The organism is Cyclobacteriaceae bacterium (assembly GCA_025808415.1).
Taxonomy (GTDB): Bacteria; Bacteroidota; Bacteroidia; order Cytophagales; family Cyclobacteriaceae; genus UBA2336.
In genome coordinates this window covers 3,471,138-3,484,073 of sequence record CP075525.1, presented here as the reverse complement: position 1 = coordinate 3,484,073, position 12,936 = coordinate 3,471,138, and the positions used below count along the sequence as shown (strand labels likewise).

General features: G+C 44.4%; 13 protein-coding genes. 1 reads left to right on the top strand and 12 read right to left on the bottom strand.

The features are described 5' to 3' along the window. Positions 1 to 3 precede the first annotated feature (3 nt). The 6 genes from KIT51_15410 to cdd form a co-directional block, all read right to left on the bottom strand. On the bottom strand, positions 4 to 552 hold the full coding sequence (locus KIT51_15410) for a SiaB family protein kinase (protein UYN86237.1): 549 nt from the start codon (positions 550 to 552) through the stop codon (positions 4 to 6). A 92-nt stretch (positions 553 to 644) separates the two neighbouring features. Further along, positions 645 to 3,995, bottom strand: coding sequence for a PAS domain S-box protein (locus KIT51_15405; protein UYN86236.1), 3,351 nt, complete (start codon positions 3,993 to 3,995; stop codon positions 645 to 647). Positions 3,996 to 4,009: 14 nt separating this feature from the next. Continuing rightward, positions 4,010 to 4,768: a GAF domain-containing protein gene (locus KIT51_15400; protein ID UYN86235.1), complete on the bottom strand. Its 759-nt coding sequence runs from the start codon at positions 4,766 to 4,768 to the stop codon at positions 4,010 to 4,012. Continuing rightward, positions 4,765 to 5,358, bottom strand: coding sequence for a chemotaxis protein CheB (locus KIT51_15395; protein ID UYN86234.1), 594 nt, complete (start codon positions 5,356 to 5,358; stop codon positions 4,765 to 4,767). The genes KIT51_15400 and KIT51_15395 overlap by 4 nt, the downstream gene beginning before the upstream one ends. Positions 5,359 to 5,368: 10 nt before the next feature. Beyond that, positions 5,369 to 6,190, bottom strand: coding sequence for a protein-glutamate O-methyltransferase CheR (locus tag KIT51_15390; GenBank protein UYN86233.1), 822 nt, complete (start codon positions 6,188 to 6,190; stop codon positions 5,369 to 5,371). 238 nt (positions 6,191 to 6,428) lie between these two features. After that, positions 6,429 to 6,911, bottom strand: a complete 483-nt coding sequence (cdd, locus tag KIT51_15385) for a cytidine deaminase (protein ID UYN86232.1) — start codon at positions 6,909 to 6,911, stop codon at positions 6,429 to 6,431. A gap of 80 nt (positions 6,912 to 6,991) precedes the next feature. Between cdd and KIT51_15380 the strand changes: the two genes are divergently transcribed. Beyond that, entirely contained in the window at positions 6,992 to 8,317 is a 1,326-nt protein-coding gene (locus KIT51_15380) for a saccharopine dehydrogenase NADP-binding domain-containing protein (protein UYN86231.1), read from the top strand. On the opposite strand, the gene KIT51_15375 is transcribed toward KIT51_15380, so the two are convergent. The 6 genes from KIT51_15375 to KIT51_15350 form a co-directional block, all read right to left on the bottom strand. Continuing rightward, on the bottom strand, positions 8,314 to 9,375 hold the full coding sequence (locus KIT51_15375) for a 1-acyl-sn-glycerol-3-phosphate acyltransferase (GenBank protein ID UYN86230.1): 1,062 nt from the start codon (positions 9,373 to 9,375) through the stop codon (positions 8,314 to 8,316). The genes KIT51_15380 and KIT51_15375 overlap by 4 nt on opposite strands. Then, entirely contained in the window at positions 9,372 to 10,268 is an 897-nt protein-coding gene (locus tag KIT51_15370) for a bile acid:sodium symporter family protein (protein UYN86229.1), read from the bottom strand. Before KIT51_15370 ends, KIT51_15375 begins: the two co-directional genes overlap by 4 nt. 54 nt (positions 10,269 to 10,322) lie before the next feature. Further along, a complete protein-coding gene (gene rnhA, locus KIT51_15365; protein UYN86228.1) occupies positions 10,323 to 10,790 on the bottom strand; it encodes a ribonuclease HI in 468 nt (155 codons plus the stop codon). Next, on the bottom strand, positions 10,787 to 11,359 hold the full coding sequence (locus KIT51_15360; protein ID UYN86227.1) for a MarC family protein: 573 nt from the start codon (positions 11,357 to 11,359) through the stop codon (positions 10,787 to 10,789). Before KIT51_15360 ends, rnhA begins: the two co-directional genes overlap by 4 nt. Before the next feature lie 77 nt (positions 11,360 to 11,436). Next, a complete protein-coding gene (locus KIT51_15355; protein ID UYN86226.1) occupies positions 11,437 to 12,102 on the bottom strand; it encodes a PorT family protein in 666 nt (221 codons plus the stop codon). 77 nt (positions 12,103 to 12,179) lie between these two features. Beyond that, the gene (locus KIT51_15350) at positions 12,180 to 12,935 is read right to left on the bottom strand and encodes a PorT family protein (protein UYN88606.1); all 756 of its coding nucleotides are present in this window, start codon (positions 12,933 to 12,935) and stop codon (positions 12,180 to 12,182) included. Position 12,936 lies beyond the last annotated feature (1 nt).

Below are 12,936 nucleotides of genomic sequence, written 5' to 3'. Positions count from 1 at the left end.
TTATTATTCTTCTCCTCTTGGCACGTTAACCTTCAGGCAGAAAAAGCAATATTCGGCATTCATTTCAGGGAATGAGAACTCAAGCTTTTCGCCTGATTTACGGGCCATATCAACAAACCCAAGGCTTGCACCTCCTTTTTCGGAGATGGTTGTGTTTTTAATGATTTCCTTGTACAGATCTTTTAATCCGTCCTTATCCAATCCGTTAATATGCTCCAGCTTTTTTTGCAGGTTGGGGATGTTCACCTTTCGGATGGGGTTACCCGACATGATGGAGTAGCGGTTGGCCTCCCTGCCGATAAGGAATATGGCTGCATGACTGCGGGTTTCACCATCCACCAGTTCATCGCTGTGCTTTACAATATTTTGTAAGGCCTCAACCATTACGTTAAATACCTTCCGTTTGGTACTTGATCCTTCACCGGAAGAGTCAAGATTCCGCTCCGCCATGGCCAGTATGGATTTTGTTGTTTCCTGGGTGAAGTCGCCCTGGTACACCAGAATCAGTTTTTCTGACATCATGGTACGGTGCAGTTCGTAAATGAAGTTCATGTCGTTTGTTATGATTTGGGTTTCGAATTTATTAAGATTTGGGTCAATATCATGATTTAAATAGCTCTAAATGAGTGTTTTTCATACATGGGTTAAAACTTGATTCCGATCAGCAGCACATCATCCGTTTGCTTGGTTTCACCCCGCCAGCTTTCCCACTCATGGTCAAACGTTTTGGCGGCTTCCTGCATAGGTAATTTATGTACTTGTTCAATAATTTCGCGCACCCGCTTAGGCCCGAACTTCCGCCCTTCCGGGCCACCAAACTGATCGGGGTATCCATCGGAACTGAAGTAAATCGAATCGCCTTTTTTCAGGGTTAGTTTCGTGTTGGTGAAGTTAGTTTGATTCTTGAAGATACCTCCGCCAATCGGGAATTTATTCCCTTTAATTTCTTCCATTGCCCCGTTGCGCATAATGTACAATGGACGGTGTGCCCCGGCATACTCAACTTCCCGGCTGTCCATGTTCACTTTGCAAAGGGCTATGTCCATACCATCTTTGGTTGAGGCGTCTTCATCCTGGCGCAGGGTTTTAGTCACCCCTTCATCCAGCAAGTCGAGAATAACACCGGGGTCGGTAACCTTACGGCTGCGAACAATATCGTTGAGCAGGAAGTAACCGATTAACGACAATAATGCGCCAGGCACGCCATGGCCTGTGCAGTCTACCGCGGCAATGTAAATATCATTTTTAACCTGCATGTACCAAGGGAAGTCACCGCTTACCACATCGCGCGGCTTATATAATATAAAGGAGTCGGGCAGCGATTTGTTGATAACGCGTGAGTTGGGCAGGATAGCCGTTTGGATACGCTTGGCGTAGTTGATACTCTCGGTTATCTTTTTGTTTTTATTTTGTATTTCCAACTCGATCATCTTGCGTTCGGTAATATCGTGCGATACCACCAGTACCGACTCAAGTTTGTTGGACTCATCAAATTCCGGAATTGCATTAACCTGCATTACACGGTTGCCCAGTTCTGACGGGAAATCCATTTCGGTGGCCACCGTTTCGTTGGAGGCATTCACCTGCTCCACAATCCTTAGCCACCCTTCCAGGATGGAGTTGTCGAGTTCTGCCTCGCGGAATTTTTTGTTCAGGTAATCAGCCGGCCGTTTGCCCGTGTACGATTCAATTACCGGGTTGATGTAGGAAATAGCCTCACCTTCCAAACGAGTAATCAAGTCGGGCGAGTTTTCAGAAAGGGCTTGCATTTTACTGCGCATGCGTTGTTCCTGCTCGGCCCTTCTGCGTTCGGTAATGTCGCGGGCATTAAGGATATAACCGTGAATGGCCGGGTTCGACATACAGTTGGTTCCCGTGGCCTCAATCCAGATGTAGCTACCGTCTTTGGTTTTGTACTCGTATTGAACCGTTACTTTTTCATCCGGGTTTTCCTTCATCCGGGCGAACAAGCTTTGGTACACGTCTTTGTAATCGGCATGTACTTTCTCAAAGTCGCTACGGCCTATCATTTCTTTTTGGCCATACCCAAGAATGGTTTCAACTGAGGGTGAGATGTACCGTATGGTTTCATCTTCCTCATAAATGGTAATAACCTCAGAGGCATTTTCCAGCAGCAGTTGCATACGCTTTTGCGTGCGGTTAACTTCTTCCACCTGGTGCTCAAGTTGCGTGTTGGTGCGCTCCAGTTCTTCTTGCGTAGCCTGCATCTCTTCGGCATTCTGGCGCAAAACTTCCTGCTTTTCTTTAAGTTCGTTGCTCATGGCCTGCGACTCTTCAAGCAGTTTGCGTGTGCGCTCGTTTACTTTAATGTTGAAGATGGTGCGGGCGAGTATCAAGCTCAGTTCCTGCACAAATTTTACCTGCGAGGGATCAAACTTTTTCAGGGCTGCGTATTCCAAAACGCCATACACTTCTTCATTGGTGATCAAAGGCACAATGAGTATGCAGGTTGGACGCTGATCGCCCAGAATACCCGAGGTAAGCGTTACATAATCATCGGGGATTTCGGTTCGGAGAATCGTGTCTTTTTCAACAGCGGCCTGGCCCACCAAACCTTCGGCAAACCTGAATTTAGATTGCAGGTATTTTTTTCGCCCATAGGCAAAACTTGCACGCATTTCGATGATGGGTTCGCGGCCTTCATCGTCAACCACATAAAATGCGCCTTGTACCGCCCCGATTTTATCAAGTATAAATTTTACCACATCATCGCTTAGCGAATCGATGGAATCGTGAAGCCTTAGCATTTCGCTTATTTCGGCAACCCCACGTACAATCCAGTTGCGCTCGGTATCCCTGCGTTCATTATCCACCAGGTTTTTGCGCATGTTCAGTAACGACATGCCCAGCAAGTCGTTTTCTCCGGCCGGGGTAAACTCCGTATCGAACTTGCCTTCGCCAATACGCTGGGCGAAATCGGCATTTCTTTTTAGTGATTGGGTAAGTTCATTGATTTTGCCAGACATTTTACCGAATTCATCGCGGTTACTGTCATCTATTTTTTCGGGCAGTACACCTTCGGCAATCATACCCAGCGCGGTGGTCATGGTATTGATAGGGCGCAACAGCGTACGGGAGTATAGTATACCGGCCGCAATGGCCAGTAAGGCTATGCATAACCCAACGGTGAGGAAAATCTTTGTCAGCCCGGCAGCATCGCCCGATGCTTCGCTCAAATCCATTTTACCAACCAAGGCCCATCCCGGTTGATTGAGTTTATACCACACCTGTAATACTTCGGCATTGCGGTAATCGATGCCCTCGGCATTTCCCTCTTTATTCTCAAGCGCGTTACGGAAGGCAGAAACCAGCTTATCTGAATAATCGAATAATTTAATAGCTGCATCAGGTTCGGCCCGCAACGGGCTTACGAGCAGGATTTTGTTGTTTGCCTCATCTTTGCGTGCCACGATTACTTCGCCCGTATTTCCCAGGCCAGCATAATTAATGAGCGGTTTAAATGTATCGTTTAGGACCACCTTGGCAACCAAAAAACCATTGCCTGGTGCGGGCGCAAAAACATAAAGAAAATATTGAGAATCTCTTTTGAATACCGTGCTGAAATGAACACCCCGGGAGCCATTTGAAAAGCTGGTTCCATCCGGATCTTGGAATACCCGGCTCTCCAGGTTTTCATCGGTTGTTTCCAAAATGGAGCCATTGGAGGATAACAAGTATAGTTCGGAAAATCCGTAAACGCTTTTTTGTGTGCCCAGGTAATCGGCTATTGCTTCATTGGTAAGACCTGCTTGTACGGTGGCTATGGCTTTGGCCGTAGTGGTAAAAAAAAGATTTATATGCTCGGCTTTTGTTTCGGCAATGGCGTTTAGGCCGTAGATGTATTTTTCGCTGGTGGCTTTTTTGTTGAAGTCGAACGTAAACAAACTAATACTGCCTACCGCTACAACCGAAAGCAGGAGTACGAGTATTGTAATTTTAGAAGTGATGTCGAGATCGTTATACAATTTATACATAGTCTGCTTCCCGCTTAATTTTTAGAACTTAGTTTATCGGCCAAAACCTGGGCTGCTTGTTCGGCAAATTTTTGTTTGGTATTGTCGAAAGAAGAGAATGATGCCAGTTCGAAAACGCCCAATACTTCATTTTCTTTTTTAATGGGCACCACCAGTAAATAACGTGGCGAGGAGCTCCCCAGGCCGGAGATGATATTGATGTACCCTTCGGGTATTTCATCCAGGTTAATGATTTTGCCATCTGCCGCTACCTGGCCGATAAGGCCATCGCCCAAATCGAATTGAATGGTTTTTCCCTCTTCCAATATAAAGGCATATCCATCCGTAAAGTTTACCGTGATGAGGTCATCGTTTTTCACAACCTGGTAAATAGCGCCCTGGCCAACCTGCAGAACTTTGCCAATGGTTTGAAGGCCTTTATGTAAAATATCAGTTGTTTTTTTTGCTTCTTTTAATGCGGAATGAACAAGCCCTATGTTATACGATGTGGCTTGGGCTGTCTGGGCATTTTCTTCATCTTTATTGCTGACTACACGATCGCGTATTACCACCAGTTCTTTTTTATACTCCAATGCAAAAATCAATGCAGCGGCACCAAGCATAAAAGTTGCTGCAATAACGATGTACAGCGGAATCAAACGGTAAAAACCATCGGTGAGGTAAAGGGTTGAAGGTATCCGGTATAAAAAGTAAACGGAAAACAAAATGCCCAGGAAAAACAGAGCTGTTAACACGTGGCTGCTGCGAAGTTTATCTTTAACGATCTGCATCATCGGTATTGCTTATCAAGTTCTTTGAAAAATTCTACTATCTGGTCAACCTTCAACACGTGGTCGATGGTTGTTACGGCCATAGCTGATTTGGGCATGGTTTCGATCATACACTCGGCAGGATCCTGCACGATGGTTAACCCGCCACGGTCTTTAATATATTTCATTCCCAGGGCACCATCGCGATTGGCGCCCGAAAGTAAAATACCAATCAGTTTGTCTTTAAAAACATAAGCGCACGAGCCAAGGGTAATGTCAATAGCAGGCCGCGAATTGTTCATCATTTCTTCTGTCGACAAGGCAAAGTGGTTGCCCAACTCTACCGACAAATGGTAGTTGGCCGGGGCCAGGTACACGCCCCCCTTTTTTATAGGTTCTTTGTCATCAGGTTCAACCACAGGCACCACACTTTTTAACGATAACGCTTCAATAAACCCATGCCGCACATGCTTAAGCCGGTGCAAGGCCATGATAATCGGAAGCGGAAAGCCTTTGGGCAGTTGGGCAAGGATTTTAACAACCCCTTGAAAACTGCCGGCTGATCCTCCGATAACAACGGCTTTGTAGCTGTTATTTAGTGTAAACATGCTCATCCGGATCAACCTAGTCTTTTATCTTTTTATAAATTTTTTCTTCGTTGTTAACCACTATAAACCGGTTGGCGTAGTCGCACCAGATCAGCGATTCTTTTGACCCGATGGCCAGGTACCCGTATTTGAACAAGCTTTCGTGAAATTTTTTCAACACTTCATTCTGCAGTGTTTGATTGAAATAAATCATCACGTTTCGGCACAGTATCAAATCAAATTTGTTGAAGGGTTCGCCCAACACCAGGTCCTGTTTGCGGAAGTTTACATTGGCGAGAAGTTCTTTGTTGAAAACGGCCATACCGTTTTCTTCCTTGTAATAGTCGGTTAATGCACCGGCACCCTGAAAACGGATGTAGTTCTTCTCGTTGAGCTCCATGTTTTTTATGGGGTAAGTAGCCATTTTGGCCCGCTCCATAATGTTCACATCCAGGTCGGTGGCGTATAACTGCACATTGTTCAATATGCCCATCTCTTTCAACAAGATGGCCATGGAAAGTACCTCCTCTCCGGAGGAGCAGCCTGCGTGCCATATTTTGAATTGCTTGTGGTTAAGCAATATGGCGGGTATTATTTCTTCCCGCATTACCCTCCAAAAGCTTGGGTCGCGGAACATCTCGGTAACGTTTACCGTCAATTCGTCCAAAAACTCATTAATAAATAAAGGGGAGTCGTTAAGCTTTTTGACCAGGCCGTCAACGGTTAGCTTTTTAAGCTCTAGTATGCGCTGTACCCTGCGCTTGAACGATGACATGGCATAATTCCGGAAGTCATAATTGTACTTCTGGTAAATAAGCTCCGAAATCCTTTTCAGGTCGACTATGTCAATGTCCTGCATGAGAGTTGGTTCTTTTTTCTAAATACTGGCCTCAAAAATAGATCATGGCAAACGCCATTCAGGCCTAATTCTATGCAAAATATTACATGAGTTAAATACAGTGGCACCAAATCGATTTTAATTCATGAAGTAAAAACCAGTTTATTGTTTTGAGAAGGCTTAAAACCCCAAAAAGGCCATTTTTTGACCTAATAAGCCTGATTTTAGGGTTTAAAAACCAGCCTCTTGATTAGCCTGATTATTTTTTGGGATGAGCTTCAAGGTTATCTTTTGTGAAACTGAAGGGTAAAAGCGATGCTGCCGAAGGGGCAATAACCCATGAATTGTCGCTGACCTGCATAACAATGGCCAATGGCTTTTTTTGATTCGTTTCAAATTCAAGCATAACCTGCCGGCAAGGCCCGCACGAGGTAGCCGGTAAAAGTTCTTTGCCGCCTTTCTTTTTGGCTACTACGGCCATCTTCAAAATCCGCTTATCGGGGTGTTGCGCTGCTGCAGCAAAAAGGGCAACACGTTCGGCACACATGCCCGATGGGTATGCGGCATTTTCATAATTGGCTCCTGTTATTACCGTGCCGTCTTCCAGGATAAGGGCGGCACCTACCGTAAACTTCGAATAGGGTGCATGTGCATGGTTGGCTGCATCTTTCGCTTTATGGGCCAGGTATTTCGATTCCTGGTCCAGGTCATCGAAATTTTTAAAGAAACTAAATTCGCTCATGGCTGAGAGGTTAGGTTAGTAAGTTAAAAATTTTCGGTCGGTAATTCTACAAACCCCGTATTTCGGCTACTTTGCCGGGTATGAAAACCATTCTTGTTTTAGGCGCGGGACGGTCGTCATCATCGCTTATCGATTACCTGATTGCTACAGCAAATAAATTCTCATGGAAAATTATCGTGGGTGATGCTTCTCTTGATGCTGCCCGCTCACGCATCAGGGATTCGTCCTGTGCCACAGCCGTAGCATTTACTGTTGAGCAGCAAGAAACGAGTGATGACGCAATTGCTGCTTCAGATGTTGTTATATCCTTGTTGCCTCCCCATTATCATGTTACTGTGGCACGCCTGTGCCTGAGTAAAGGCAAACACTTGATTACCGCCAGCTATGTTTCGGATGAAATGAAAAGTTTGGATGGTGAGGCGCGATCCAGGAACCTGATTTTTTTAAATGAGTGTGGATTAGATCCGGGCATTGACCATATGAGTGCGATGCAAATTATCGATACCCTTCAGGCACAAGGTGGGAAAATTGTTTCGTTTGAGTCGTTTACCGGTGGTTTGATTGCGCCTGAAACGGATCCTGAAAATCCCTGGCGGTATAAGTTCACCTGGAACCCGCGCAACGTGGTTATGGCCGGGCAAGGCACAGCAAAATTTTTACACGAAGGAAAAGTTAAGTACATACCGTATCAGCAACTCTTTAAAAGGATAAATCACATTACTGTTCACGGGCACGGTGCATTTGAGGGTTATGCCAACCGCGACTCTTTAAAATACATAGAAACCTACCGGTTGAAAGGTATACAAACGTTGCTTCGGGGTACGCTTCGCGACCACGGCTTTTGTCCTACATGGAATGTGCTGGTGCAGTTGGGTTGCTGCGATGACACCTATACTATAGATGGTATAGAGCATATGACGCACCGCGATTTCATGGATGTATTTCTGGACGGTAGCAGGACTGAGGCTATTGAAGACAGGGTTATCAAACAATTTGACCTCTTGCCTGATGGCCCTGAAATGAGGCGCTTAACCTGGTCCGGGTTTTTTACCACTGAAAAGGTAGGCCTTAAAAATGGAACACCGGCACAAGTACTTGAGCATATTTTAAACAAACGGTGGGCATTAGCAACTGGCGATAAGGACATGATCGTGATGATCCATCGGTTTGTCATAGATTTTTCGGGCAAGTCAAAAACCCTGCAGGCTTCTTTGGTAGTAAAAGGTGAAGATGCAGTAAACACGGCCATGGCTAAAACGGTAGGTTTGCCCCTGGGCATTGCAGCCAAACTTTTATTGCAGGATAAAATAACCCTTCGAGGGGTTGTTATTCCAACCGAGGCAGAACTCTATAACCCGATATTGAACGAGCTTAAAACCCTGGGCATTGAAATGATTGAACATTAGCGGTTGTAGGCAACCAGCCCGCTAAGCGGTAAGGAAATAAAAAAAGCTGCTGCCCATAACGGTTGGTTTGTAAGGGCATAAAATACGGTTACCAGTATGGCATAATTCATTGGAACAAGGAAAATACCCAAGGCCACTTTTACAGAACCAACAAACTGATCATCCTTTATTTTTTTGGTCACCATCCAGTTGATGATAAGTGCAGGGAGAAGATGAACAAGCTTTCCGTAAGGAACCAACGGATTGAGCCAATGGAAAAGCGAAGGTTTGCGAGCGGCATTTCCTGCGTTTTCCTTTTTCCAGTTAGCCATGAGGTGCCGGTCGGCTTCCAGTTGTTCAACCAGGTCGGTTTTATATTGCCGGTTGTGGATGAGAAAACTTTTTCGCTCCGGATAATCTTCATCAAAAGGAATGGTAAGGATCAGTGAGCGAAGTTTCTCACCAGTGTGTTTTGAAAGTGCTGTTAATTTTTCACGGCTATCCTGAAAAGATCCGGTAATTTCCTTAACAGAGATAGGATTGCCATACGAAACCAACACACGCGACCGAAAATCCTGGTGGTTTTCGTAATGATAACCCACGGGTATGATAGAAATATCCTTGCCGGTTTGCTCGGTGTATTGAAGCGCCATGTGTGCAAACCCGCGTTGCAGTTCGCGGGTTGTCCAGGGTTGGTTGTGGTTTCCTTCGGCAAAAATTAAAATACACTCACCGTCTTTAAGCAGGTTAATGCATTCATTCATCATCCGGTCGTTCTTGCGCATGGCTTCATGCCCATCGCGAAAGCGAAACAAGGGCTTTATGCGGAGGAAGGTAAGCAGTTTAATGGCCAGTGGATTTTTAAATACATCGCCCCGTGCAATAAACCAAGGGTTTCGTTTTGTGCCACACACTACAAGCAAAGCATCTAAAAATGCGTTTTGATGGTTAGGCACCAGAATACAAGGGCCATCTGCCGGCATATTGTGCGTGTTAACGGATTGCCATTTTTTGAAGTAAATCCTAAGGCCAACAGTTACATATTTTTTTAGCAGGAAGTAGCGCCAGGAAGGAGTCATGTCAGTTGATGAATACTTTTACGTTGAAAAATATAGGCAACGGTAAACCCACTGATGAGGTGCCACACCCCCCACCAGGCAGCAATTAGCGCCATGTATCCGTTTCCATTAAAAAATGTAAAAATTAAAACAAGTGCCAAGCCCGAGTTTTGAATGCCTGTTTCAATGGCCACCGTTCGGTGCATATCGTTTCTGTTTTTGAGGAGGTAACTAAGGGTATAACCACCGGCAAGCGCCAATCCGTTATGGAGCATGACCAACCAAAAAATGAGCATGATGTATTCTTTGAACACCATGGCATTGGTGTAAAGTGTTACCACAATAAAGCTGATAAGGATTAGAATAGAGGTAACCCTTACAGGCTTGGAAATTTTTTCGGCTGCATTAGGAAAGCGATTGTTGAAAAGCATACCCAATAGGAGTGGCAACAGCAAAATGCCAATCATGTTCAGGAACAAATCCAGAAATTGAATTTCAAGTTGGCGCAACTGCGAAGAAAGCCCGGGTACAAACGATGCCCACAATAGGAAACTGGCAGGTGTTATAACAAAGGCCAGCAGTGAGGTAAAAGCAGTAAGCGTTACCGAAAGTGCAACATTGCCGCGCGAAATCATGGTGTAGAAGTTGGAAACATTGCCGCCCGGGCACGCGGCCACCAGTATCATGCCCAACGCAATCCAGGGAGATGGGGTAAGGATAATGATGAGCAAATAAGTTAATAGCGGTAGTAAAAGGTATTGTGATGCAAGTCCGGTGAACAAAGCTTTTTTCTGATGGCGAAGCTGGTAGAAATGCTGCGGCTTGATGGAGAGCGCAACGCCAAACATGATAATGGCCAGGCAAACATTTAATGCCTGTAGCGAACCTGGTGAAAAGTTTATTTTGGGCTCCAATGCATCGGTTTAACCGTTCAAGATAAGAAGCAAAAATGAAATGCCAAGATGGCCTTACTCTGGGGCTTTGTCGCGGTTATTTTCGTACCAGGTATCGGTATAAAGTAAAGGGCCTTGTGCAGCGGTTACGGCAAGCCCATCGCAACGTTCATTTTCCGGGTGGCCTGCATGGCCCTTTACCCAAATGAATTTTGGTTTATGTTTATGATACAGCGGGATAAAGCGTTTCCATAAATCAGCATTTGCTTTTTTGGCAAAGTTTTTCTTCTGCCAATTCCATATCCAGCCTTTTTCAACGGCCTCTACCACATATTTTGAATCGGAATATATTGAAACGGGTATACCTTCTTTCTTTATGGCTTCCAATCCGGCAATCACGGCCAGCAATTCCATGCGGTTATTGGTGGTTAGCCTGAACCCAGCCGAAAGTTCTTTAACGTGGTGGTTGAATTTCATCACCACGCCATAACCCCCGGGGCCGGGGTTTCCTTGTGCTGCGCCATCGGTGTAGATGCGGATCATCCGAAGGAAACATTGTCCTTGAAAATCTTAACGGCAATGGCCAGCAGTATTACACCAAACACCCTGCGTAAAACTGAGAACACCGACTTGCCAAGTTTTCGTTCCAGCCATGATGATGAGCGCAACACAAGGTAAACGAAAACCAGGTTTACCAGGATACCGATAAGCACGTTGGTTTGTTCATAAACAGCACGAAGGGAAAGTATGGTTGTTAAAGTACCGGCACCTGCAATAAGGGGAAAAGCCAGGGGCACCACCGATCCCGAACCTTTTGCTTCAGGGTCATCGCGGATCAGGGTTATGCCCAGTATCATCTCCATGGCAACAATAAAAATCACGATGGAGCCGGCCACAGCAAAAGACGCAACATCAAGGCCGAATAATTTAAGGATAGATTGCCCAAGAAAAAGAAAACCCACCATAAGTACCGCTGAAATAATGGTGGCTTTTTCGGCATGTATCCTTCCTTCGCGTTTTTTAATGATGATGATGAAGGGTATCGATCCGATGATATCAATAACGGAAAAGAGGATGAGTGTTACAGAAAAAATTTCTTTCAGGTTGGCCATAGGTTTAAACGAAACCACAAAACTAAAATAAAAAAGCCGGACTTGTGATCCGGCTGCTCAAACTTTGTTGTTGCAAATTATCTTCCTAAGGGTATACCAATAGTAAATTGAAGAACACGATTCTTAGAAGTTTGTTCTTCAAATAAATCGGATAATCCGATTCCGTATCTAATATCAATCATAACTTTATTGGCAATGGTTACTCCGCCACCTACCTGTACACCAAAGTCGATGGCATTATCTATATAAAGGTCATCGCTTTCATTAAATTCAGGTTCATTACCAAATTTAATCTTGCCTTTTTCTGATTCAGTATAAATATCACCGAAATAATTCTCGCGATAATCATATTTATATTTTCCACCAAAACCATAACCTATTGATGGACCTGCATTAATGTGGAATTTTAATGCATCTGGCCCTAATGAAACCTTTAGTAAAACAGGTAGTTCAATATAGTTGGTTGTAACATCATAATTCTCGGATTCTGAATAATCTTGTTCCTCATAGGTGTAACCAAATTTTGTTCCTTTTTGAATGAACAATAGTTCAGGTTGAACACTGAAAATACCGAGGTTTAATGAATAGGCAAGACCTGCTGAAAAACCGATTATACTGGTTGCGCTGTATTCACTGTCATCAAAGTTGATAGTCGATAAGGTAATTCCTGCTTTAGGAATGAACTGGGCATAAGTAAATATGCCCGAGCACAAAAAAGCAATTAATAGGACGTTCTTTTTCATTATGATAAGGGTTTAGTCAACCTTAACATACATCTTTATTTCGACTAAATCAATTGTCAGACAAAATGTTTTCTAAATCAAAACAGATTTAACGGGACACCAAGGCTAATTGCAATAACGCGATTCTTGAAGTCTGTATCATTGATCAGGTTGGTAACGCCCGTTGTGTAGCGTACATCAATATTTACTTTCCCGAAAAGCAGTGCGCCCGCGCCAACCTGTATCCCTGCATCTATACGGTTATCGATATAAACATTATTGCCATCGTAATCAGTTGGTTTATCGGCAAATTTTATTTTACTGTTTACATCTTCGTTAAGGGGTAAGCCACCAAATGTACTTCGGAATTTGTAGGTTCCTCCAAGCCCTAAGGCTACGGAAGGGCCGGCATTAACATAAAATTTTGTAACACCACCAAACTTCAATTTTACCAGTACAGGTACTTCCAGGTAGTTAAGTTTATATTCTGAGTTTAGTTTGTACTCGTAACCATCCGGATAGTCAACTTCACTAACGTTCATTCCTTTCTGCACAAAATTGATTTCGGGCACCACACTAAAGCGATCGTTAATGAATATATCGTAACCAACACCGGCTGTAAAACCAACCATAGGTTGCTGGGTACTCGTTTGGGCAAAATCAGCGTTGGGCCTGTATGATGATCCGGAGAGGGTAACCCCGGCACGAGGTGTTAGGTTTGGGCAAAAGCAGTGGTAATGGCCAGCAACAAGCCTGCTGTTAGCGTTAACTTTTTCATGTGGATTAAAACGGTTTGAATATGAGCCGTTGAACGAACCGGATACAAAGCGGTTTAGTAAAATGTTAAATAAAATT